Origin of the sequence: Paenibacillus jepli (genome assembly GCF_047238105.1) — a bacterium.
GTDB lineage: Bacteria > Bacillota > Bacilli > Paenibacillales > Paenibacillaceae > Paenibacillus_D.
The window spans coordinates 4,639,467-4,659,821 of the sequence record NZ_JBDFMD010000001.1; the positions used below are offsets into that span (position 1 = coordinate 4,639,467).

The 20,355-nt window shown below is 56.6% G+C and carries 26 protein-coding genes; 20 read left to right on the plus strand and 6 right to left on the minus strand.

Annotated features, from left to right (window positions below):
• The first annotated feature begins 71 nt into the window (after nucleotides 1–71).
• Both ABC336_RS20060 and ABC336_RS20065 read left to right on the plus strand, forming a co-directional pair.
• Complete coding sequence (locus ABC336_RS20060) at nucleotides 72–824, plus strand: ABC transporter ATP-binding protein (protein ID WP_413240332.1); 753 nt, start codon at nucleotides 72–74, stop codon at nucleotides 822–824.
• A 14-nt stretch (nucleotides 825–838) separates the two neighbouring features.
• On the plus strand, nucleotides 839–2,053 hold the full coding sequence (locus ABC336_RS20065; RefSeq protein ID WP_413240333.1) for an ABC transporter permease: 1,215 nt from the start codon (nucleotides 839–841) through the stop codon (nucleotides 2,051–2,053).
• A gap of 83 nt (nucleotides 2,054–2,136) precedes the next feature.
• Here ABC336_RS20065 and ABC336_RS20070 read toward each other — a convergent pair whose 3' ends face one another.
• The 3 genes from ABC336_RS20070 to ABC336_RS20080 form a co-directional block, all read right to left on the minus strand.
• Complete coding sequence (locus ABC336_RS20070; RefSeq protein ID WP_413240334.1) at nucleotides 2,137–2,370, minus strand: hypothetical protein; 234 nt, start codon at nucleotides 2,368–2,370, stop codon at nucleotides 2,137–2,139.
• Between the two features lie 142 nt (nucleotides 2,371–2,512).
• Nucleotides 2,513–3,229, minus strand: a complete 717-nt coding sequence (locus tag ABC336_RS20075) for a YqaA family protein (RefSeq protein ID WP_413240335.1) — start codon at nucleotides 3,227–3,229, stop codon at nucleotides 2,513–2,515.
• A gap of 124 nt (nucleotides 3,230–3,353) precedes the next feature.
• Nucleotides 3,354–4,622 carry a BaiN/RdsA family NAD(P)/FAD-dependent oxidoreductase gene (locus ABC336_RS20080; RefSeq protein WP_413240336.1) on the minus strand — a complete coding sequence of 423 codons (1,269 nt, stop codon included), beginning with the start codon at nucleotides 4,620–4,622 and terminating at the stop codon, nucleotides 3,354–3,356.
• A 165-nt stretch (nucleotides 4,623–4,787) separates the two neighbouring features.
• On the opposite strand from ABC336_RS20080, the gene ABC336_RS20085 reads away from it, so the two are divergent.
• A complete protein-coding gene (locus tag ABC336_RS20085; protein WP_413240337.1) occupies nucleotides 4,788–5,630 on the plus strand; it encodes an alpha/beta hydrolase in 843 nt (280 codons plus the stop codon).
• 32 nt (nucleotides 5,631–5,662) lie between these two features.
• Here ABC336_RS20085 and ABC336_RS20090 read toward each other — a convergent pair whose 3' ends face one another.
• Nucleotides 5,663–6,460, minus strand: coding sequence for an alpha/beta hydrolase (locus ABC336_RS20090; RefSeq protein WP_413240338.1), 798 nt, complete (start codon nucleotides 6,458–6,460; stop codon nucleotides 5,663–5,665).
• Nucleotides 6,461–6,730: 270 nt separating this feature from the next.
• On the opposite strand from ABC336_RS20090, the gene ABC336_RS20095 reads away from it, so the two are divergent.
• The 9 genes from ABC336_RS20095 to acpS all read left to right on the plus strand — a co-directional run bounded on the left by ABC336_RS20095 (nucleotide 6,731) and on the right by acpS (nucleotide 12,419).
• On the plus strand, nucleotides 6,731–7,384 hold the full coding sequence (locus tag ABC336_RS20095) for a hypothetical protein (RefSeq protein WP_413240339.1): 654 nt from the start codon (nucleotides 6,731–6,733) through the stop codon (nucleotides 7,382–7,384).
• Nucleotides 7,381–7,902 carry an accessory gene regulator ArgB-like protein gene (locus ABC336_RS20100; protein WP_413240340.1) on the plus strand — a complete coding sequence of 174 codons (522 nt, stop codon included), beginning with the start codon at nucleotides 7,381–7,383 and terminating at the stop codon, nucleotides 7,900–7,902. The genes ABC336_RS20095 and ABC336_RS20100 overlap by 4 nt, the downstream gene beginning before the upstream one ends.
• Nucleotide 7,903: 1 nt before the next feature.
• On the plus strand, nucleotides 7,904–8,032 hold the full coding sequence (locus ABC336_RS20105; protein WP_413240341.1) for a cyclic lactone autoinducer peptide: 129 nt from the start codon (nucleotides 7,904–7,906) through the stop codon (nucleotides 8,030–8,032).
• Between the two features lie 74 nt (nucleotides 8,033–8,106).
• Nucleotides 8,107–8,478: a LytTR family transcriptional regulator DNA-binding domain-containing protein gene (locus ABC336_RS20110; RefSeq protein ID WP_413240342.1), complete on the plus strand. Its 372-nt coding sequence runs from the start codon at nucleotides 8,107–8,109 to the stop codon at nucleotides 8,476–8,478.
• Nucleotides 8,479–8,830: 352 nt separating this feature from the next.
• Complete coding sequence (locus ABC336_RS20115; protein ID WP_413240343.1) at nucleotides 8,831–10,396, plus strand: two-component system sensor histidine kinase NtrB; 1,566 nt, start codon at nucleotides 8,831–8,833, stop codon at nucleotides 10,394–10,396.
• 18 nt (nucleotides 10,397–10,414) lie between these two features.
• A complete protein-coding gene (locus tag ABC336_RS20120; RefSeq protein WP_413240344.1) occupies nucleotides 10,415–10,579 on the plus strand; it encodes a hypothetical protein in 165 nt (54 codons plus the stop codon).
• 117 nt (nucleotides 10,580–10,696) lie between these two features.
• Nucleotides 10,697–11,131 (plus strand): BrxA/BrxB family bacilliredoxin, encoded by a 435-nt coding sequence (locus ABC336_RS20125; protein ID WP_413240345.1) that lies wholly within the window; start codon nucleotides 10,697–10,699, stop codon nucleotides 11,129–11,131.
• Between the two features lie 4 nt (nucleotides 11,132–11,135).
• Nucleotides 11,136–11,945, plus strand: coding sequence for an NAD(+) synthase (nadE, locus tag ABC336_RS20130; protein ID WP_413240346.1), 810 nt, complete (start codon nucleotides 11,136–11,138; stop codon nucleotides 11,943–11,945).
• 57 nt (nucleotides 11,946–12,002) lie between these two features.
• The gene (gene acpS, locus ABC336_RS20135; RefSeq protein WP_413240347.1) at nucleotides 12,003–12,419 is read left to right on the plus strand and encodes a holo-ACP synthase; all 417 of its coding nucleotides are present in this window, start codon (nucleotides 12,003–12,005) and stop codon (nucleotides 12,417–12,419) included.
• 43 nt (nucleotides 12,420–12,462) lie between these two features.
• On the opposite strand, the gene ABC336_RS20140 is transcribed toward acpS, so the two are convergent.
• Nucleotides 12,463–12,804, minus strand: coding sequence for a c-type cytochrome (locus tag ABC336_RS20140; protein ID WP_413240348.1), 342 nt, complete (start codon nucleotides 12,802–12,804; stop codon nucleotides 12,463–12,465).
• Between the two features lie 164 nt (nucleotides 12,805–12,968).
• Here ABC336_RS20140 and ABC336_RS20145 point away from each other — a divergent pair, with 164 nt between their 5' ends.
• Both ABC336_RS20145 and mutY read left to right on the plus strand, forming a co-directional pair.
• On the plus strand, nucleotides 12,969–13,778 hold the full coding sequence (locus ABC336_RS20145) for an AraC family transcriptional regulator (protein ID WP_413240349.1): 810 nt from the start codon (nucleotides 12,969–12,971) through the stop codon (nucleotides 13,776–13,778).
• Nucleotides 13,775–15,115 carry an A/G-specific adenine glycosylase gene (gene mutY, locus ABC336_RS20150; protein WP_413240350.1) on the plus strand — a complete coding sequence of 447 codons (1,341 nt, stop codon included), beginning with the start codon at nucleotides 13,775–13,777 and terminating at the stop codon, nucleotides 15,113–15,115. Before ABC336_RS20145 ends, mutY begins: the two co-directional genes overlap by 4 nt.
• A 155-nt stretch (nucleotides 15,116–15,270) precedes the next feature.
• Here mutY and ABC336_RS20155 read toward each other — a convergent pair whose 3' ends face one another.
• The gene (locus tag ABC336_RS20155) at nucleotides 15,271–15,882 is read right to left on the minus strand and encodes a superoxide dismutase (RefSeq protein ID WP_413240351.1); all 612 of its coding nucleotides are present in this window, start codon (nucleotides 15,880–15,882) and stop codon (nucleotides 15,271–15,273) included.
• Nucleotides 15,883–16,292: 410 nt separating this feature from the next.
• Here ABC336_RS20155 and ABC336_RS20160 point away from each other — a divergent pair, with 410 nt between their 5' ends.
• From ABC336_RS20160 to folE, 6 genes are all read left to right on the plus strand, one after another.
• Nucleotides 16,293–16,715 carry a GNAT family N-acetyltransferase gene (locus ABC336_RS20160; RefSeq protein WP_413240352.1) on the plus strand — a complete coding sequence of 141 codons (423 nt, stop codon included), beginning with the start codon at nucleotides 16,293–16,295 and terminating at the stop codon, nucleotides 16,713–16,715.
• Between the two features lie 151 nt (nucleotides 16,716–16,866).
• Complete coding sequence (locus tag ABC336_RS20165; protein WP_413240353.1) at nucleotides 16,867–17,421, plus strand: DUF402 domain-containing protein; 555 nt, start codon at nucleotides 16,867–16,869, stop codon at nucleotides 17,419–17,421.
• A gap of 26 nt (nucleotides 17,422–17,447) precedes the next feature.
• Entirely contained in the window at nucleotides 17,448–18,035 is a 588-nt protein-coding gene (gene lepB / locus ABC336_RS20170) for a signal peptidase I (RefSeq protein WP_413240354.1), read from the plus strand.
• A 51-nt stretch (nucleotides 18,036–18,086) separates the two neighbouring features.
• The gene (gene queG / locus ABC336_RS20175; protein WP_413240355.1) at nucleotides 18,087–19,250 is read left to right on the plus strand and encodes a tRNA epoxyqueuosine(34) reductase QueG; all 1,164 of its coding nucleotides are present in this window, start codon (nucleotides 18,087–18,089) and stop codon (nucleotides 19,248–19,250) included.
• A 196-nt stretch (nucleotides 19,251–19,446) separates the two neighbouring features.
• Nucleotides 19,447–19,674 (plus strand): YneF family protein, encoded by a 228-nt coding sequence (locus ABC336_RS20180; RefSeq protein WP_413240356.1) that lies wholly within the window; start codon nucleotides 19,447–19,449, stop codon nucleotides 19,672–19,674.
• A 40-nt stretch (nucleotides 19,675–19,714) separates the two neighbouring features.
• On the plus strand, nucleotides 19,715–20,308 hold the full coding sequence (folE, locus tag ABC336_RS20185; protein WP_413240357.1) for a GTP cyclohydrolase I FolE: 594 nt from the start codon (nucleotides 19,715–19,717) through the stop codon (nucleotides 20,306–20,308).
• The last annotated feature ends 47 nt before the right edge of the window (nucleotides 20,309–20,355 follow it).

Here is a 20,355-nt window from a genome sequence, read left to right on the forward strand (position 1 = left end):
TCCGGGTATAGAAGCCGGGTTGCCCTGTACAAGCTGTTGCACCCGGTCTAAATCAAGCGGGAGTGAATCCGATGGAGAAAATACGGGAGCAGGCCATTACAACGAGAATCGAGCTGCAGCAGCAGTTCATGCTGAGGTCGGATATCGAGGAGGCGGGATACGAGCAGCAACAGCCGATCATCCGGGATATCCGCTTTTCGGTCAGACCTGGCGAGCTGGTCGGCCTGATCGGGCCTAACGGAGCGGGCAAGAGCACGACGATCAAAACGCTTCTTGGCCTGGTGAAGCATGTCAAGGGGGAAGTTGTATTCGGCGGAGCAGCCGGCCGGTACGGCTATGTGCCTGAGCAGCCGGTACTGTATGAATATATGACGCTCTGGGAGCATCTGCGGCTGGCGGCTGCAGCTTATGCGATGGAGGAGGATGATTTTGCGACCAGGGCGGATGCGTTGCTGGCTCGTTTCCGCTTGTCGGAGGTCAGGCACCATTACCCTGTAAAATTCTCTAAAGGCATGCAGCAAAAAGTGATGCTGATCATCGGCTTCCTGCTGGAGCCGGACATTTACATCGTCGATGAACCGTTCGTCGGCCTGGATCCTCATGCGACCAGGGATTTCCTGGATATGCTGGAGCTGGAGCGGCAGCGGGGGGCGGGCATCCTCATGTGCACTCATGTGCTGGACACCGCTGAGCGGATCTGCGACAGCTTCGTGCTGCTGAGCGGCGGATCTGTCGTCGCGCGGGGTACGCTGGCAGCGGTGAGGGAGCAGGCAGGCTGCGCTGCAGACGCCTTGCTCTTCGACTGCTTCCATGCGCTGACTTAAGGGGAGGGCGACACATGTTAAATGCGAGACAGCTGTTTGCCCTCAGACTAAGACGTTATGCTGCGGGGCAGTACCGGGTGTGGAAGGGGGCGCTGGACTGGACAGTCTGGCTATACCTGCTCGTGCCCGCCTTATTCATCGGCGGCGGCACCTATCTGGAGATCTGGCGGCAGCCGCCGGAGTGGATGCTCCAGCTGCCGGCGGGATGGTATCCGGCGATCCTCCTGCTGCCGCTGCTCCTTGGCAGACTGCGTACGTTTCTGGAGGAGGCCGATGTGCTCTTCCTCGTCCAGCAGCGGCGCTGGCTGCTGACGGTCATGCGGCTGGGCATGATCTATACACTGCTCGTTCAGATGCTGACAACAGCACTCATTTATATTCCTTTGATGCCGTACCTTGTCCGCGGGCTCGGTCTTTCGTGGGAATTCATCGTCATTGGCTATTTGTGGACAGTAGTTTTCAAGATGATCAGCGCGGTCACAGCGAGTTTGTTGGATGCGAGATGGACCGGCTGGCGGCGGTATGCCATTCATATCACGGCGTTTGTGGTGATCGCCACGGTCTATGTGTACGCTATGCTGCAGTGGCTGCAGCAGCCGCTGCTCATTGGATGCGCAGGCCTTGCAGCCGCTTTCGCTGTGCTTGTGCTGCTGTGCCAGTGGAAGCTGCGCATGCGGAGCAGTCTGTATGCGGATATCGCAAGCGAGCAAGATGCCCGGCTGGCAAGCACCAAGCTGCTGCTTGCGCAGGCCGCCCCTGCCAAGCCGATCGGCAGACAAAAGCAGCCGCTGGTGATGCGCCGCTCCGGGCGGATATTCCGCAGCTCGGAGCCGGCAGTCATCCTGGCTGAGATGTACATGAAGTCGGCGATCCGTCAATTCAGCTATCTGCGGCTGGTGATCGGCTACTTTTCTGTCTCGATTACTGCCGTGCTGTTGTCACCGCTATGGCTGGGCATCGTCCTGGTCCTGATCCTGCCGGTGCTGGTCGGCTCCTGGCAGCGGGTGCAATGGGAGCAGTGGCGCAGCGAGCGCTTCGTCGTGCAATTCCGCTGGGGCGACGAGGCGGGGGCGGAAGGGCTGGCCAGATCCAAGTTCTGGCTGCTGCTGCCGGGCGTGCTGATTCTGGGATTAGTGGCGGGCCTCAGTTGGGCCGGCTGGTGGGGTGCGCTTCTGGCGATGGCAGGCGGTGCGCTCGGCTGGTGGACGACGAGCAAGCTGCCGTTTTAGTCACAGGGACTGCCAGCATTGTTGCGGCGTATATACAAAAAAGAGGCTGCCTGGTCAGGCAGTCTCTTGTCGTGGGGTATGGGTTAACGGTTGCGGTAAGCCTGCTGCTCTATGGAGCGAAGCGACAGGACCTCCAGTATCCGTTCATGCCGATCCTGCGCAGCTGCTATGCCGCTTATCGCTTCCGCGTTTTGGGCCGTCTGGTCAAAGGTAGCGTCTAGCTTGTGCTCCATGCGATCCAGCTTGTCCTCTACGTTCTGCATCCGGTTATCCAGATTATCCAGCTTGCTTAGGATCTGCTTTAGCAGGTCTTCCATCTTCTCATCCCTCGACGGTTTGATACAATTGATCGTACCATAGTGGGCATAGCACAGCAATCCTGCGTATCGCGAGTGTTGCTGGCTGCGCAGACGCAAAACGACCCTGTCGGCGCAGTCTGGCCGCAAGGTCGAGTCTCGCTTACTTATCGAGCTTGATGGATGGGCGGAGCGATTCATGATCCGCAGCTGCGGCTGACTGACTGGGGGCCGCATCCGGTTGGCCATCCGCGTCACTGACCAGCTCTTTTGCAGGCTTGCCGGCTTCGTCCTCAAGCGTCTCCAATGCAGCTTTTGCTTTTTTGTCCCGAATCCGTTTACGCAGGTACAGATAGAGGATGATGAACGGGATGGCGCCCAGGAAAATATAAAGCGAGACGTCGCTCACCATATTGCTTGCCGCACGACCGTAAAGATAGAATAACAGGCCTACCGCATAGAATTTGATCGCGCGCCCCAGTGCGGCGTAGGCGAGCAAGCGCCACAGCGGGAAGTTAAGACATCCGGAGAGAATCGTGAATACTTTAAAAGGGATGGGTGTGAACGATCCGATCAGAATGGCAGTCTCGCCATTCTTCTGGAACATGGCGGTCGCTTTGTCGATCCAATCTTTCTTCAAAAATTTATAGAGCAGCGAGTGGCCGAGCGCCTTGCCAATCCAGTAGCCGAACGGGGTCCCGAGGATACAGCCGATAAACCCGACCGTTGCCAGCCATAGGGCGTTGCCTGGGTTGAGAGCACTCAGAGAAACCTGCAAGAAAAAAGCGGGGATCGGAAAAATAACAGCATCGATAAAGGCGTGGATGAACAAACCCCAGGCGCCGAAATTCTCCAAAAAATCCAAAAGCTCTTGAAACATTGCGGACTCCTCTCGTAACTTCCGGGTGCGGTGACACTAGATGATGCCTTCCTTATATCCTATAATACAGCGTACCATTTTATGTGGGTCATTACCATCGCCGGGAGTCCGGTTTGGCCCTGGACTATAGTCGAGGCTGAGTCGCGGATACAGCAGCGTGACTGCCTGCCGCATGGCCGGTCGCAAAGGCTGCTGTAATATTATAGCCGCCGGTATAGCCGTGGATATCCAGAATCTCGCCGCAAAAATAAAGTCCGCTCATCAGCTTGGATTGCATCGTCTTGGGGTCGATCTCCTTGAGGTTCACACCGCCTCCCGTCACGAAAGCCTCTTCGATGGAAAGCGTGTCGTGGACATAGACGGGGAACGTCTTCATCAGTATACTGAGCGCCTGCCAGTTGGCCTTGGGAATATTATCGAAGGTGGTCGACTCAGACAGCCCGGCTAGAGAGAGCAGGACGGGCACGAGGCGCTCCTGCACCGCCGATCGCAGGATCGTCTTGATCGCTTTCTTGGGTTCGGCCTCAGCGGCCTTCCATGTGTCGGCATACAGCTCGCTCGCGCTGGCGTCCGGGAAGAGGTCGACCGTCAGCCGAACCGTCTCCGAGCGCCTCAGCTCCTTGACGACGAACTGACTGCAGCGCAGGGCGATGGGGCCGGACAGTCCGAAGTGAGTGAACAGCAGGTCGCCCCGGTGCGAGATCACGCACTTGCCCTTGCCGTTCCAGACACTGAGCGTCACGTCGCGCAGCGACAAGCCTTGCAGCTCGCGACTGACGATGAATGCGTCGCTCGAGCGCAGCGGCACCTCGGTGGGGAACAGCTCTGTGATCGTGTGTCCCGCGGCTTCGGCCCAGGGGTAACCATCGCCGGTCGACCCCGTATGAGGAACCGAACGGCCGCCCGTCGCGACGATGACCGCTGCAGCCTGCAGCCGCTCGCCATTCTGCAAGCGGACACCCTGGACTGCGCCGTCATGGTAGAGCACCTCCTGCACGGGCTGGTCGGTCCGGATCTCCACGCCCTGCCGCCGCACCTGTCCGATGAGCGCATCGACCACGGTCTTGGCTTTGTCGCTGACGGGAAACATGCGGCCGTTATCCTCTTCCTTGAGCCGGATCCCCAGCCCTTCGAAGAAAGCGATAATCTCCCGGTTGCTGTAGCTGCTGAAGGCGCTGTGCAGGAAGCGGCCGTTGCCTGGAATATGCCGGATGATCTCCTCCAGCTCCTTGTTGTTGGTAACATTGCAGCGGCCGCCGCCGGAGATGCCCAGCTTGCGACCGAGACGGCTGCCCTTATCGAGCAGCAGCACACGGGCGTCTCCGCCGCTGGCGGCGATCGCGGCCATCAATCCTGCAGAGCCGCCGCCGATGATGATGATATCGTAGTTCATATGTAGTAATCCTCTTTCATATTGGTCCAAACTTGTTCGCTACTCTTATTCTACCAGATATCAGGGAAGAATAGTCATGAACCTTGCGTTTTACCGGATCTTCATTCGTGGTATAAAAAGAAGGAGAGCTTCATGATACTGAAGGCATTAAGGAGGAGTATGCGGATGATTCACGAAACACTGGCTTTGCCTACTGCGGACGGTCTGGAGCTGTTCGCTCAGGAGTGGAGAGCCGACAGCAAGCCGGTGCGGGCGGTTATCAATCTGGTGCATGGCATGGGTGAGCACAGCTCGCGTTACGAGGCTGTCGCCAGGACGCTGACCGAAGCCGGATATGTATTGTTCACCTACGACCAGCGCGGACATGGCCGCTCGCCCGGCAAGCGGGGGCATACGCCGTCGGTCCAGCGGCTGACCGAGGATGCGGAGCATGCGCTGGGAACAGCGTCCAGACGGTATCCGGGGCTGCCTGTCTTTCTCTACGGACACAGCATGGGCGGCAATGTCTCGCTCTCGTGCGCGCTGCGGCGGCAGCCTGAGATCGCCGGGCTCATCCTGACTAGCCCGTGGCTGCGCCTGGCCTTCAACCCGCCCCGCGCCAAGCAGTGGATCGGCAGACATGTGGCCCGGATGTGGCCGTCCTTCTCGCTCGCCACCGGTCTGGATCCGGGCGCGTTGTATCGGCCTGACGACGAGGTTCCTCCTGTCGTCATCGACTTGCTCGCCCACAACCGGATCTCGGCTGCCATGTACTTCGGCCTCCAGGCCGAGGGCGAATGGTCGCTGGCCCATGCGCGCGACCGCCTGCAGTCGCCGCTGCTGCTGCTGCACGGGACCGCCGATCGCGTCACGTCCTTCGCAGCAAGCGAGCAGCTGGCCAGTTGCCTCGACGGCCGCTGCGCATTCTACCGGTGGCAGGACGGACTGCATGAGCTGCACAATGACCGGGAGCGGCGCAAGGTGATGGAGTGTATCGTAAGCTGGGTCGATGAGCGGCTGCCGGCCTAGTAGTCAGGGCCAGTTATTTCAGGCGCGATCTGCTAGTTGCCAGTCGGCTTGCGGAGCGGCAGCCAGGCGAGCACGTCCTGGATGCGGGCGTCCCAATAGCCCCACTCATGGGTGCCGGGGCCTTCTTGATATTCCAGCTCCAGGTCAGTCTGTCGGCACGCATCACGGAAGGCGAGGTTGCCTTCATATAGGAAGTCCTCCGTCCCGCAGCATTGATATAATGCCGGCTTCGGACCCGGGAGCCGGCTCTGCTGCTGAAGCAGCCAGAGCAGATCGTTGTCGGTGCCCGCGATCGGCTCATCGCCATAGATCAGGCGGAACAACTCCCCGACCCTCTGCTGGTGCTGCGGGTCCGAGCCGAAGCTGGCGATATCCAGCGCCCCGGAGAGCGAAGCGGCAGCGGCGAATTGCTCCGGTTTGCGCAGTGCCCATTTGAATGCGCCGTAGCCGCCCATGGACAAGCCGGCGACGAAGTTATCTTCTCTGGCGTCAGAGAGAGGGAAGAATGAACGGGCAAGCGCAGGCAGTTCTTCCGTGAGAAAAGTCCAGTAACGGTTGCCGTGCTTCATATCCGTATAGAAGCTCCGGTGCACCTGCGGCATCACGACGGCCAATCCGTAGGCGGCTGCATATCGCTCAATACTGGTACGTCTGAGCCAGATCGAGTCGTCGTCCGAAAGACCGTGCAGCAGATACAGCGTCTGGTGGCGACCTCCCGCGGCGTGACCGTCCATCCCGATCTGCGAGGAGGTCTGCTGCGGCAGAATCACCGTCATCGAGGTGCTGAGTTTCAGAGCTTCCGAGAAAAACCGGCATTCCATTAAAGCCATTTTTAAATCCCCTCTCTTGTAGTAAGAATCTTCCTCTTTCAACTACTTTAGCAAACCTTCGCCCGTTTCGCTATTTTTCTAGCAGCAGTAAATCCGACGACAAAATTCGAGTTATTTAGCGCGAAAAATGTAAAATTGTTCATTTTAGATGAACATGTAGAAAAATGGGGTTAATTTAAACTTTTTTCTTTTATTTGGTACTTATTGCGTGGTATAGTAGATCCAGATAGTAGAGAAGCGAGACAGTCATCCGACTTCAGGGGGAAGTTAATGACAATATTCCTGATCGATTTTGTCGTAAATGTGTTTGAGACGATTGCGGGCTTTGTATTGATGATGTCCCTTTATTTGTTTCCTATTCGAAGCTATATACCGCAAATCATATTCACTTCAGTCGTCATGGCACAGACTTCCTATTTGCTCCGGGAAGTTCTCATGCTGGATTGGCTGACGCCCTTTTTTATGCTGCTATGGATGGTCCTGCTGCTTTGGCTGCTCTTCCGTATTCATCTCTTTTATGCACTGCTTATGGCCGTCTCAGGATACATGGTTTATATCGTCCTGCAGATGCTGATCGTTCTGATCATGCAGGCGGTATCGCCGCTAGCTGAGATTCAGCAGACCTTCGTCTATCTCAAAGTAGTTCAGCTGCTGTCGTCGCTTGGCGTACTCGCCATCTCCTGGGTTCTGATCAAGAAGCGAATCGGCTTCTCTTTTGTCCCGGACCGGCTCAGCGAGCATGTCGCTTTCCGCGGCACAAACCGTCAGCTTCTCATTACGCTTATTGTAGCGAGTGTGTGGATCTGTGTCACCGTCACCGTACTTTCCAAGGGACTGGCTGCCTTCCTGGGGGCACTGATCTCCATATGTCTCATTGCGTCGATGATTATTTATCTGATGATCATAAAGGAGCGAAGCATATGATCGGAAGAATCTCCGAGCAGTTTGGCGGATACATCTATCAACATAACGACCGCAAGCAGGTCAGCCAGGAAGTCCTGGTGTTCGCCATCAAGTCTCTGCTGACCAATCTGCTGACGATCGTCCTCTCCCTGACGGCGGGATATCTGCTGGGGGCTCTGGCGGATACGCTGGTCGTCCTTATTGCCATGGCCTTGCTCCGCAACTTAACCGGCGGCTACCACTTCCAGTCACCGACCGCTTGTATCCTGATCTCAAGCACCGTCGTGGCCGCCATACCTCATATACCGTTTTCGGATGCGTGGTTTATCCCGTGCGCGGCAGTTGCGATGCTGCTCATTATCCTGTTCGCGCCATCCGACCTGAAAGGCGTGACGACGCTCTCTGCGCGCAGACTGCTCGTTATGAAGCTGGTAGCCCTTGCAATTGTCGGCTCGAATTTTTTTATCGAGTCGCACTTGCTTGCTCTTTCTTTTCTGGCTCAAGTCTTGACCATTATACCGTTCAAAGGGAGGGATTAGGATGATGAGAAGCAAAATCGCCCGTCTGTTGGCTACATCATTGGGACTGTCGGCCGTCGTGTTTGTTTCTACAGCATGCTGGTGGTTCGGCCACCGGCCTGAAGTGCCGGCAGAGTTGCTGGAGAAGTAGTCAGTTGCAGGGAGGCCGGCCTGGTCCGGCCGCCGTTTGCAGATCAGTGGGGGAACGGTTTTGGAGTGTAGTCGATGAAAATACCAGTTACACGTGACAAACATAATGATACCGAAGTTCTCATGTTGGACGTGGCCGATATTCTCTATATCCAGACGGAAGAGGGCATGCTCGTATTCCATTCGGAGAGAGACCGCTTCTACCCGCTCGTCCCGTCGTTGTCTGCGTATCTCAGACATCTGGAGCCGCTCGGCTTTAAGAAGCTGGATCGCATCAATCTTGTCAATTCAAGCAAGGTCAAAGCCTATGACCACGAGCTGGGAAAAGTGTTTTTCGGCACGACTGACAGCTCAGAAGTCAAGTCAGCGACGATTGCTTTTATGCACAAGAGGAAACTGAGGCGGGAGATCGAAACCTGGATCGCTCGCAATATGGATGATCTATGATTGTTGAATCAAACTCGATAAGGCTGGACTTACAACCGCAGGCACCTGACAAGGTGCCTGCGGTTGTTTGCGACAGAGACTGCGCAATAATCGCGACCATAGGACGCTCTGCCTTTTTGATATGAGACTGTTGACCTAATTCAACATTGTAAAAAAAATTTACATGTGTTTTAATCGGAATAACAGGAAATGTCATAGCAGACTAGGAGGAGACCGGTTTTTCGTGTGGAAGGAAGCCTTATTACAGGTCATGATCGTTTTATTGCCCGTGTTTGCGCTTCAGCTTTGGTATAACCGCCCGGACCGTCATAGAGGAACACCGGTTTTCATAGGCATCGTCAGCTGCATATCTATGACCCTATGCATTGTATTGTCTCATGTGTCCGGGTTGGCAGCCAAGCTGGACTTTAGTCTCGTTTCATTTGTCGTAGGGGCGCTCTACGGCGGGAAATTCATAGCATCGATCATGACATTGGTGTACGGCCTGCTCACCATTTACTTGGCAGACAGGCCCTGGGAACTGGCAGGGATTGTGACGACTGTAATGGTCATCGTTCCGATCCTCTTCGTCTGCATCGGGCGCTTTGGGCGCGCTTTGCTCAGAAAAAAGCAACAATTGGCGATAAGCCTCGGACTGGGGGGCATATTGTTATATTTGCTGGGCAGTCTGGTTTTCACTGTTGCCACGGGCACTTTCCGCGAAGCTTCCCTCTATCAGGAAAGCACGGCGGCTGGCATTGCTGTGCTAGGTATCAGCCCTCTTTTGATCTACTTAATTGAAAGCGTTAAAGAAAAACAGCGCCTGCATCATGAGCTGCAACAGATGTCTGCGAATTATCGGATCGAAGTGCAGAAACTGCAGCAATTTATCGATAATACGCCGCTCGGGGTAATTATGGTAGATAAAGCAGGCAAAATTACGCATATTAATGACATGGCGCTCACTCACATGGGGAACAATCGGGATCAGACCGTCACCGATATGGTCGGCCTGCCGCTGGATGGCCTGCAGGAGGGGCCGCAAGGCGACCTGCACACCACTATGCTGAGAAACGCGCTCCACGGCAATGAGACAGTATCGGAGATTGTTCGTCAGGACAACAAGATCTATATCAAAACCGGCTTCAGCGTCAAAGATATCCGCAGCCATGAGATCATCGGAGCAGTATTGATCGCACATGATATCACGGAGATCAGTCAGCTGCGGGATGAAGTCGGCCGTATGGAGCGACTGAGCCTCGTAGGGCAGATGGCGGCCAGCATTACGCATGAGATCCGCAACCCGATGGCTGTTATCCGAGGTTTCGTGCAGCTGATGAAGGAACGCAGTCCAGACAGCCAGAAAGAGTACTTCCGCATTATTCTCGAAGAGCTGGATCGCGCGAACGGGATTATCAACGATTTTCTTTCCCTGGCGCAGAACCGCATCGTCGACAAGGAGCGGTCCTCGCTGAACTCGATCATCAATGAGCTGATGCCGCTCCTGTGGGCCGATGCCAATATGCGCGGACAGACGATCGAGCTGGGACTTGACGAGAAGGTCCCGGATCTGGAGCTTAACGCCAAAGAAATCAAGCAATTGATCCTCAATTTGGCGCGCAACGGGATGGAGGCCATGGACGAAAAGGGCCGGATGAAGATCAGTACCCGCTGTATTGGTCAAGTAGTGGAGATGACTGTGGAGGACAGCGGCTGCGGGATTCCTGCGGACAAGCTGGAGCGGTTGTTTGAACCGTTCTATACGACCAAATCGCGAGGCACCGGGCTGGGACTGCCTTTATGTCTCAGCATCGTCGAGCGTCATCACGGCAAGATCGAGGTCCAATCCCGGGAAGGGGAAGGGACGATCTTCCGGGTAAAGCTGCTATGCAATCAAGAGGACAGGATACAAAAGGGTCCCTCTGCGCATCCTAAATAGCAAAGGAGGCGTATAGCGATGAGCAGGCACAATGATCAACAGGAGCTCAGTCAAGCTTCGGCGGAGCAGCTGCAGCAGTTGTCCGCTGAGCACGAGGCCGATGCAGCGGCGGTTGCACAGCCGGAGCCTGAGAAGCCGGGATACGACAAAAAACTCGACGGGCCGGACCGGCCTTCGGTATAAAGGAAGGGATGTCCCTGCGCAGCACTAGTCGTTGCTGCGCAGGGACATTTTTTTGACCTGATTATCTAGGAAGAGTATAATAGTAGCAAAATAAAGATAGTCAAGGAGTGAGTCCAGATGTCAATGTCATTCGAACGATACATGGTCGACATGGTGCAGCCGATGCGCGACGATCTTACACGTATAGGCATGAAAGAGCTGCGGACGGCCGAGGAAGTCGAAGCCGAGCTGCCGACAGCCAAAGGAACAGCGCTGCTTGTCGTCAATTCCGTGTGCGGATGCGCTGCAGGCCAGTGCCGTCCGGGAGTGGCCGAGGCGCTGCAGCACGCCGTGACGCCGGACCATCTGTTCACAGTGTTTGCCGGCCAAGATAAGGAAGCCACTGCCAAGGCACGCGAGTATCTCGCGCCATACCCGCCGTCCTCCCCATCCATCGCGCTGATGAAGGATGGCGAGCTGGTTCACTTCATCGAACGCCACCAAATCGAGAATCGGTCCGCAGCCGAGATCGCCGCAGATCTGACTGCTGCGTTCGATCGGTTCTGCAGCTGAGCCTATGAATCTGCAGCAGGAGATTATCCGGCGGTTAGGCGTGAAACCGCACATCGACGTGCAGGAAGAGATCCGCAAGCGGGTTGATTTTCTGAAAAGCTATGTGAAGGAAGCTGGCTCCTCTGGACTGCTAATCGCGATCAGCGGCGGGATCGACAGCGCTGTGGCCGCAGGCCTGTGCAAGCAAGCTACCGATGAGCTGGCAGCCGAGAGCGGGCAACCGTATATGACGTTAGGCGTGTTCCAGCCCTATGGTCAGCAGGAGGATATCGAAGACAGCTATGCTGTAGCCAAAGCCTTCAATCTTGAGCATACGGTGGAGACCAATATCGAAGATACGGTGACAGAGGTTGCCCTCGAGGTGGAACAGGGCTTCAAAGCGCTCGGCATCCACCGCCACATCAGCCGAGGCGGCAAGGGCAATGTCAAAGCCCGGTCGCGAATGGTGATCCAATACGCCCTTGCCTTCGATCTGAACCTGATCGTGGTCGGTACCGACCATGCCTCGGAAGCTGTCACAGGCTTCTACACGAAGTGGGGCGACGGGGCAGTCGATATTACGCCGCTCGCCTCGCTGAACAAGCGGCAGGTGCGTCTCCTGGCTGCAGAGCTGGGCGTGCCCGACACCGTTCTGCATAAGGCGCCAAGCGCAGGCTTGTGGGAAGGGCAGACCGACGAGGCCGAGCTGGGCATTACGTATGAGCATAACAGCGATTTTCTCGAAGGGAAGGAAGTTCCCGCAGACATCCGGGAAAAGCTGGAGCAGCACTATCTGAGAACGGAGCACAAACGTTCTCCGATTCCCGGGATCTGACCCGGCGGCCCCCCGTCAATAAGCGGGGGGTTTTGAGTGTAGAAGAGGAGGACGCGGATGATTATCGGAATCGGTCATGACCTGGTGGAGCTCGAGCGGGTCCGGCGGATCCTGGATGGCCAAACGGCTGAGCGGTTCCTGGAGAAGATGCTGACGCCAGCAGAACGGCAGCTGTTGTCGGGCAAAGGAATGAGAAGCGCCGAATATACAGCTGGCCGGTTCGCCGCCAAGGAAGCTGTCGTCAAGGCGCTGGGCTGCGGGATCGGCGGCACCGTCGGCCTGCTTGATATCGAGGTGCTGCCGGATGCGTCCGGCAGACCGGTGTGCTCTCTGACGGGTGAGGCGTGGCAGCGGCTGGGCCTGTCTCCTGATGAGGTCAAGCTGCACGTCAGTATAACCCATGAGCGTTCGCTTGCTTCCGCGTATGCGGTAGCCGAACGGATCGCCGGCTACGCGGGGGAGCCTGTATGCTGACGGCTGCTTCCTCCCGGTGTGCATCCGATTCGCCGAGGAGAAGCTAGCGTTTCGCTGCCAGCCAGTCTGCCAGCTGCTCGATCTCCTCAGCCGTCAAGGTATCCTCAAAGGGCGGCATCAGAGAGCCGCCGGAGGTGATCCTGGCGGTTATTTGCTCTTTGCTCAGCCGCTGCCCCACCTTCTGCAGATTGGACTGATCACCCATCCGTCCCTGCAGCTCCGTACCGTGACAGTTCAAGCATCTGTTGCGGTAGAGCTGCACGGTCTCGGACGGCCCGCTGAGCGGGGAGCCGCCGCCGCCGCAAGCGCTCAGCAGAAAGCAGCCCGCCATGGCCAGCAGCAATGCAGCCCTTCGTGCCCCTGCCGGCTGGTTCCTTTGGTCCATATCTCCTCTCATAACCTCCCATTTCAATTTATGGATAGAATGCGTATAATATAAACTTGGCCCAGGTGTGCGGCCACAATCTCGTAAACACAGGAGTCCCAATGAATATCGCGTATACACACATCATACAGAGTTATCTTCAACATATTCAAGCGGAAGTTTCTATGACGGGTTACTGCGAATGCGAAGCGGGCTGGGAGGAGAGTCTGGTGCCGGAAGGCTTCAGATTTGCCTTGGTCCGGGGCGGGCGCGCACTCATCGAGACGGAAGAGTCGAGCTATGAGGCCGAAGCAGGAGACCTTATCCTGTTCCCGGCGGGTATCGCTTACAAGCTGAACCATCTGAGCGGACAACTGACCGTTCGATGGTGCCAATTCCGTGCCAATCTGGCAGAGAGCAAGCTGTTTGAGCTGCTGCAGCTGCCTCTGATTGTCCAGGTCGAACGGGCCGGGGATGTAGAGGTGCTGCTCAGACGAATGGCGATCGCCGAGCAGGAACAGGCGTTGACGAGCCGGCTGAAGCTCAAGGCTGCCTTGCTTGAGCTCATCTCATGCTATCTGGACCATTGCAAACTGGATGATTCGTCCCTCAGCAGCCTGGAACCGTTTGCCAAGCTCGGGCCGGTGCTCGACTATATCGAGGCGAATCTGGACAGGACGGTGGGAGTAGAGGAATTGGCGGGCATCGCCTTTATGCACCCCAACTATTTTATCGAGCTGTTCCGGAGCCTGATCGGCGAATCGCCGATTCATTATGTCAACCGCCGCAAGCTGGAGTACGCCAAGCGTCGCCTGGAGAAGACGGAAGAGCAGGTAGCGCAGATCGCTTCACGGATCGGCATGCAAAATCACTACCTCTCTCGCATGTTCAGACAGTACTGCGGTCTGTCGCCCAGCCAGTACCGCAAAAAATACCGTGCAGCCGACAAATGGCGGCCGTCGCAGCCAACGGAGAAAGCGAGGGACCTTACATGACAGTGGACGCCCAAGCCTTTTTTAGCCGGGAACTCCTCGCCTGGTATCGAGCCAACAAACGGGATCTCCCTTGGCGCAGGAGCAGAGATGCCTATCGAATCTGGGTATCGGAGATTATGTTGCAACAGACCAGGGTCGATACAGTTATCCCTTATTACAACCGGTTTATGGACAAATTCCCCACAATCGGGGCGCTGGCGGAAGCGCCCGAGGAAGAGGTGCTCAAGTGCTGGGAAGGACTGGGCTATTACTCGCGGGCCCGCAATCTCCAGGCTGGCGCCAGGCAGGTCATGCAGCTTCACGGCGGCTCGGTTCCGGATGATGCGGACGCTGTGGCAGCGCTAAAAGGCGTCGGCCCCTATACCCGCGGAGCGATCATGAGCATCGCCTTCAATCGGCCGGAGCCGGCCGTCGACGGCAACGTGATGCGTGTGCTGTCGCGGTATATGTGCCTGGAGGATGATATCGCCAAGAGCAGCACAAGAGTAAAAACGGAGATTCTGGCCAAGTCGCTTATTCCGGAAGGAGCGGCCGGGGATTTCAATCAGGGGCTGATGGAGCTGGGCGCACTCATCTGCACCCCCAAGTCGCCGGGTTGCCTGATCTGTCCGGTGATGGAGCATTGCGCCGGCCGGTTGGCCGGCCGGGAGAAGGAGCTGCCGATCAAGACCAAGGCCAAGCCGCCGAGACCGGAGCTGCGGCTCGCGGCGCTGATCGAAGGCAGCGGCGAGCAGGCGGGCCGCATCCTTGTGCGCCAGCGTCCGGATACGGGCTTGCTGGCGAGGATGTGGGAGCTGCCGCACATCCATGCAGATGGCGGCGAGTCCGCCCCAGGGAAGCGCATGCGGAGCAGGCCGGGTGCTGGCGCTGCAGCGGCTGCAGCGGCTGCTGCCGCCTGGGAAGCTGGCGCGGGCTGGGCTTGGGAAGCGACGGGGGACGGCAAGACGGGCGACACCGTCGCCGTCGCCGAGTCGCTTCAATCCGTCCAGATGGATGAACTCAGCCGCCGGCTGGCCGCGGAGACGTCGGTGCTCGTCCGGCCGCGGAGCTGGTGGATGGAGGCCGATCACGTGTTCAGTCATATCGTCTGGAAGGTGCAAGTGTATCTGGCCGACTACGGCTTCGTGCTGAGCGAGAAGGAGCGGCAGCAGAGCGGAGCGGATGCTCTGCAGGCAGCCGAGACTGCAGCTCTGTATACCGCTGGCGCGAGCGAAGGGACGCTCCCGCCGGGCTACCGCTGGATCGGTCCGGAGGAGATGGAGACGCTGGCTTTCCCCAATGTGTTCTTGCGTATCCTGCGCGCCTACTGGCAGCAGCGGGAGGACATCCAATCCTAGCCATTACAAAAAAGCCGTTCGCAAAAGTGCTGCGAACGGCTTAACTTCGATGAAAAATCTCCACTGTGTGGGGATGGTTTTAAAAAGGTTTCCCGGGGCCCCCGCAAAGTATCTGACGATGCTTCGAAGAAAGACTTCACTTTGTGGGGAATTACTTACAGTGCAGCCTCGTAACGTTTGCCGACTTCTTCCCAGTTGACCACGTTCCAGAATGCAGCGATGTAGTCCGGGCGCTTGTTCTGGTACTTCAGATAATAAGCATGCTCCCATACGTCCAGACCGAGGATCGGCGTGTCGCCTTCCATGATCGGGCTGTCCTGATTAGGCAGGCTGTATACTTTGAGCTTGCCGTCTTTGGATACGGCCAGCCAAGCCCAGCCGCTGCCGAAGCGGGTAGCGCCGGCTTTGGCGAAATCTTCCTTGAACTTGTCGAATCCGCCCAGCTCGCTCTCGATGGCGCTGGCCAGCTTGCCGGATGGCGCGCCGCCGCCGTTTGGTCCGATGGTCTCCCAGAACAGGCTGTGGTTGGCATGACCGCCGCCGTTGTTGCGTACAGCGGTACGGATGCTCTCAGGCACGCTGTTCAGATCGGAGATCAGATCTTCTACGGACTTGCCTTGCAGCTCAGGAGCGGACTCCAGGGCAGCATTGAGGTTAGTCACATATGTGTTGTGATGACGGTCGTGATGGATCATCATGGTGGTTTCGTCAAAATGCGGTTCCAGTGCGTTGTTGGCATACGGCAGTGCTGGCAATTCATGAGCCATAATCGTATTACCTCCCAAATAATAGATATGTAGTCGTCCAAGCCCCTTTATTATCGCTTATTCACCTGAATAAATCAACATGAACGTTTGTAAAGTCCGGCCAAGGCACGACTGCGAGTTATTACCCTATATAACATCCTGCAAAACAGACACATTTATACATGTAGGTTAAGAGCACGACAAGCTAAATGTCGAAAAATTCAACTATTTTACAAATCATCCTAACTCATACTTGATAGCGATTCCAATAAAGCGCTTTCTATCACTTCCTTGATTTTCTTGCCGTATTTTAAGATTTTTTTAAGGTTAAAGGAGGAAAAGCGTAGAGTTTTGTCGTATTATTAACAAGATACAAACAGAAGCCGCCGTTAATGATATTTCGGCTGCGATGAAAAGGGAGACTCTCATACATGCATGTTCGTTCTTTTCAATTGTCTGATTATCGTCCGTTGACCCGCCTTCTGGAATTGTCGCTCACTGAGGCGTGTTACGAACAGACGATGGAGGCATTCGCCCGCCAGTTGTCATGGGACAGCGAACTGGTGCTGGTAGCCAGCAAGGATAACGACATTGTAGGCATGATTATTGGTACGATTGATAATAATAAAGGATACTACTATCGCATCGCGGTTCACCCGGATTATCAACGTCAAGGAATCGGCAAATCACTGATTCAGAGCCTTCGCCAGCGTTTCGAGCAGCGAGGCGTCTCCAAAATTATGATTACAGCGGACGAGCATAACGAACCCATTCTGTCGATCTACGAATCGATGGGCTTTGCAGCCAAGGATTTTATGAGATCCATCCAAAAGCTAAGCATTGTAGCCGGCTGAGTCGGCGAGAGGTATAGTCAGATCTGAACAAGCATGTTCCGACGCCAGCTGCATGTGGCCGAAGGGATATGCTTTTCTTAAATTCCAGTCATATCGAAATTACAAGTCGCCTCGTCCCTGGCGGGCGAAAGTCAAACATAGGGAGTACCCGATGGAACGTTATCTTCGCTGCACCATAAAGAGCTTCAAACATGACGGTCGTCTGCACCGGATGTGGATGAACAATCGGCTCGTGCCCGCATCCCTGCTGCAGCCGGAGCACGCCTCGGAATCAATGCTGGTGCTGATCAATGAGCATACGCCGATCCAGGAGGCCAGCGGCAAAGTATGGATCAGCCGCGTACCGGCGGTCTCTTTCTTCTTGCCTGGCATCTGGTTCAATGTCGTAGCGCTGCTGGAGGACAACGGAGTCCGTTATTATTGCAATGTCGCATCCCCGCCTTATCTGTACAGGGATGTCCTGACTTATATCGATTACGATCTCGATGTCATCAAGCTGGCCGACGGCTCGGTCTTCGAGGTGGACCGGGATGAGTATGAGCAGCACAAGATCGCTTATCGATATTCCCCGCTGGTGGCCCGCAAGGTAGAAGAAGGACTGCGCTTGTTGAATGAGCGGATCGCGTGCGCGCAGGCGCCCTTCAATGATACAATAGTGTACGGATACTACAACGCATGGAAGCAACAGCACAATGAAACTAACTAACGGGGTGTAGGATGAGCCGATCACGGATGACTGCAGGAGTACCGCCGCAAGAGCCCAGGCGGAGTCGTGGCGGAGGGCAGCAGCCTGCCCGCTGGATACGCGAGCTGCTGGATTGGGGCAAGACACTGGCGGTTGCCTTAATCGTGGTTCTGCTGCTTCATGTTTTCGTCTTTAATCTCTCCACAGTGGAGGGCCAGTCGATGGAGCCTACACTGGTAGAGAAGGAATGGCTGTTTGTCAATAAATTTATCTATCTGATCGGCAAGCCCGTGCATGAGGATGTCGTCATCCTCAAGGATCCCGATGCGCTGCCGGGGGTCAGGGACTACCTGGTCAAACGCATCATCGGTGTGCCCGGCGACCAGATCGAGATAAGAGGTCACCAATTGTACCGCAACGGCGAGCTGATCATCGAGCGATACACTAATGTCCACATCGATGGACCGGATATGGCTCCGCTGACTGTGGCGGAAGGACAATACTTCGTCATGGGAGACAACCGGCACGAGCGGGCCAGCCGGGACAGCCGTTCCTTCGGGACAGTCCCTGAGGAAGCGATCCGGGGACGAGCCGATCTTATATTGTGGCCAATCACTCGCATCAACAATTTGTAACCTGTAACTCCAGCTGCTTATGGGCAAGATTACCGGGGGGGTGTGAACATCTTGAGCGAGACACTGACGAACTACGCATCTCTGAAGTCCGAGCTGCTGGCGGCACTGCCTGAGCTGGGCATCGACACGCTGGGCGTCGCATCCGCCGAGCCGTTCACCGAGCTGAGATCGGTCTTGCAGCGTCATAGAGAACTGGGGCGTGAGTCGGGGTTCGAGCATCCGGATCTGGATGAGCGGACGGATCCCGGCTTGCTGATGGAGGAGCCGCGTTCGATCCTCTCGATCGCCATCGCCTATCCGTCCAAGCTGCCGGATCCGCCCAAGTCGGAGCCGGGGGCGCGGCGGGGCATCCTGTCCCGCTCGGCCTGGGGGATGGACTATCATCATGTGGTCCGGGATCGCTTGGAGCGGCTGGAGAATTGGCTTCGCGAGCGGGTCCCGGAGCTGCGGGCAGTGAATATGGTCGATACGGGAGCCTTGGTCGATCGGGCGGTCGCCGAGCGGGCGGGGATCGGCTGGAGCGGCAAAAACTGCGCGATCATCTCGCCGGAGCTCGGATCATGGATCTATCTCGGCGAGCTCATCACCAATCTGCCGCTCCCTTACGATACACCGCTGACGGACCAATGCGGAACGTGCACGAAATGCATCGATGCTTGTCCGACTGGCGCGCTGGTCGGTCCCGGCCAGCTGGATGCCCAGCGCTGCGTATCCTTTGTCACACAGACGAAGGGCTTCGTCGGCGACGAGATGATGCGCAAGATCGGCAACCGGCTGTACGGGTGCGATACATGCCAGATCGTCTGTCCGGTCAACAAAGGCAAGAACTGGACGCAGCACCCCGAGCTGCAGCCCGACACCGAGCAGGTCAAGCCGTTGCTGGTGCCGCTGCTGACGATGGGCAACAAGGCGTTCCGGGAGCGCTATGCTACGAGCGCTTCCGCCTGGCGCGGGCGCAAGCCGATCCAGCGCAACGCCGTTATCGCCCTGGGCAACTTCAAAGAGCGGGCGGCGGTGCCGGAGCTGCTCGGTGTGCTGGAGAATGACCCGCGTCCTGTCCTGCGGGGGACCGCTGCCTGGTCGCTCGGCCGGATCGGAGATACGGCTGCAATCGGACCGCTGCGCCGGGCATCGGGGCAGGAGACCGATGACACAGCCAGAGCGATGATGGAGGAAGCCGCCCAGCAGTTGGAGCAACTGGAACAACACGAATAAGCGCATTGCCGTGGGGGAGGCATCCGGGCAAGGCGCTTTTTCTTGCGATTGTGCACGCTTCGATATTAGACTGGGGTGACGATCCTTACCGGGTCATGTATGGTGCGGTATGCCGATTAAATGGTGGCATTCGCCCGGCCTGACATGGTATGATAAGCGTTGATTAACTTCGATAGAGGAAAGGTGAGAGAACATCATGTGGGATATTGTTATTCCTGTCATCACATTGATCGTCGGCTTGGTTGGCGGCTTTTTCATCGGCGTGTTCTACCTGCGCAAGCAGCTGGAGAAAATGCAAAGCGACCCGGAGATGCTGCAGAAGATGGCGAAGCAAATGGGCTATAATATGAATAAACAGCAGCTGCAAAAAGCGCAAAGCATGATGAACAAACAACAACGGCCCGGTGGCGGCCGACGCAGATAAACAATCATCGCGCTTTAAATAGAGGAAGCGGGGGGATCATTTGGCTGGCAAAAAAGAGTACAGTAACGAGATGGTAGATGCGAACCGGGAGAAGATCGAGCATCACGTTAAGGAAATCCTCAAGCTGGTCGGCGAGGATGTCGAACGTGAAGGCTTGCTGGAGACGCCTGCCCGTGTCACACGGATGTATGAAGAGATCTTCGCCGGTTATGGGGTAGATCCAAGAGACGTGCTGGGGGTAACCTTCGATGAACAGCATGAGGAGCTGGTCATCGTACGCGATATCGTCTACTACAGTCAATGCGAGCATCATATGGCGCCTTTCTTCGGACGAGCCCATATCGGCTACATTCCGAGCGGCAAGATCGCCGGCCTGAGCAAGCTGGCCCGACTGGTCGACGCGATCACCAGACGCCTGCAGGTTCAGGAGCGGATCACCTCGCAGATCGCGGATATTATGGACGAGGTGCTGCAGCCGCATGGCGTAATGGTCGTCGTCGAAGGCGAGCATCTGTGCATGTGTGCCCGCGGCGTCAAAAAATACGGCAGCAAAACCGTCACTTCCGCTGTCCGGGGCGAATTCCGGAACAACACCGCGCTGCGCAGCGAGTTCTTGTCGCTGCTCAAGCAATAATAGAACGCCTCGCTCGGATGATATCCGGCGGGGCGTTTTTAGAAGAT

What these genes read in the sequence shown, in the direction of transcription:
- ABC336_RS20060 (WP_413240332.1), top strand. Translation starts at nt 72, where the DNA reads ATGGAGAAAATACGGGAGCAGGCCATTACAACGAGAATCGAGCTGCAG.
- ABC336_RS20065 (WP_413240333.1), top strand. Translation starts at nt 839, where the DNA reads ATGTTAAATGCGAGACAGCTGTTTGCCCTCAGACTAAGACGTTATGCT.
- ABC336_RS20070 (WP_413240334.1), bottom strand. Translation starts at nt 2,370, where the DNA reads ATGGAAGACCTGCTAAAGCAGATCCTAAGCAAGCTGGATAATCTGGAT.
- ABC336_RS20075 (WP_413240335.1), bottom strand. Translation starts at nt 3,229, where the DNA reads ATGTTTCAAGAGCTTTTGGATTTTTTGGAGAATTTCGGCGCCTGGGGT.
- ABC336_RS20080 (WP_413240336.1), bottom strand. Translation starts at nt 4,622, where the DNA reads ATGAACTACGATATCATCATCATCGGCGGCGGCTCTGCAGGATTGATG.
- ABC336_RS20085 (WP_413240337.1), top strand. Translation starts at nt 4,788, where the DNA reads ATGATTCACGAAACACTGGCTTTGCCTACTGCGGACGGTCTGGAGCTG.
- ABC336_RS20090 (WP_413240338.1), bottom strand. Translation starts at nt 6,460, where the DNA reads ATGGCTTTAATGGAATGCCGGTTTTTCTCGGAAGCTCTGAAACTCAGC.
- ABC336_RS20095 (WP_413240339.1), top strand. Translation starts at nt 6,731, where the DNA reads ATGACAATATTCCTGATCGATTTTGTCGTAAATGTGTTTGAGACGATT.
- ABC336_RS20100 (WP_413240340.1), top strand. Translation starts at nt 7,381, where the DNA reads ATGATCGGAAGAATCTCCGAGCAGTTTGGCGGATACATCTATCAACAT.
- ABC336_RS20105 (WP_413240341.1), top strand. Translation starts at nt 7,904, where the DNA reads ATGATGAGAAGCAAAATCGCCCGTCTGTTGGCTACATCATTGGGACTG.
- ABC336_RS20110 (WP_413240342.1), top strand. Translation starts at nt 8,107, where the DNA reads ATGAAAATACCAGTTACACGTGACAAACATAATGATACCGAAGTTCTC.
- ABC336_RS20115 (WP_413240343.1), top strand. Translation starts at nt 8,831, where the DNA reads ATGACCCTATGCATTGTATTGTCTCATGTGTCCGGGTTGGCAGCCAAG.
- ABC336_RS20120 (WP_413240344.1), top strand. Translation starts at nt 10,415, where the DNA reads ATGAGCAGGCACAATGATCAACAGGAGCTCAGTCAAGCTTCGGCGGAG.
- ABC336_RS20125 (WP_413240345.1), top strand. Translation starts at nt 10,697, where the DNA reads ATGTCAATGTCATTCGAACGATACATGGTCGACATGGTGCAGCCGATG.
- nadE (WP_413240346.1), top strand. Translation starts at nt 11,136, where the DNA reads ATGAATCTGCAGCAGGAGATTATCCGGCGGTTAGGCGTGAAACCGCAC.
- acpS (WP_413240347.1), top strand. Translation starts at nt 12,003, where the DNA reads ATGATTATCGGAATCGGTCATGACCTGGTGGAGCTCGAGCGGGTCCGG.
- ABC336_RS20140 (WP_413240348.1), bottom strand. Translation starts at nt 12,804, where the DNA reads ATGGACCAAAGGAACCAGCCGGCAGGGGCACGAAGGGCTGCATTGCTG.
- ABC336_RS20145 (WP_413240349.1), top strand. Translation starts at nt 12,969, where the DNA reads ATGACGGGTTACTGCGAATGCGAAGCGGGCTGGGAGGAGAGTCTGGTG.
- mutY (WP_413240350.1), top strand. Translation starts at nt 13,775, where the DNA reads ATGACAGTGGACGCCCAAGCCTTTTTTAGCCGGGAACTCCTCGCCTGG.
- ABC336_RS20155 (WP_413240351.1), bottom strand. Translation starts at nt 15,882, where the DNA reads ATGGCTCATGAATTGCCAGCACTGCCGTATGCCAACAACGCACTGGAA.
- ABC336_RS20160 (WP_413240352.1), top strand. Translation starts at nt 16,293, where the DNA reads ATGCATGTTCGTTCTTTTCAATTGTCTGATTATCGTCCGTTGACCCGC.
- ABC336_RS20165 (WP_413240353.1), top strand. Translation starts at nt 16,867, where the DNA reads ATGGAACGTTATCTTCGCTGCACCATAAAGAGCTTCAAACATGACGGT.
- lepB (WP_413240354.1), top strand. Translation starts at nt 17,448, where the DNA reads ATGACTGCAGGAGTACCGCCGCAAGAGCCCAGGCGGAGTCGTGGCGGA.
- ABC336_RS20180 (WP_413240356.1), top strand. Translation starts at nt 19,447, where the DNA reads ATGTGGGATATTGTTATTCCTGTCATCACATTGATCGTCGGCTTGGTT.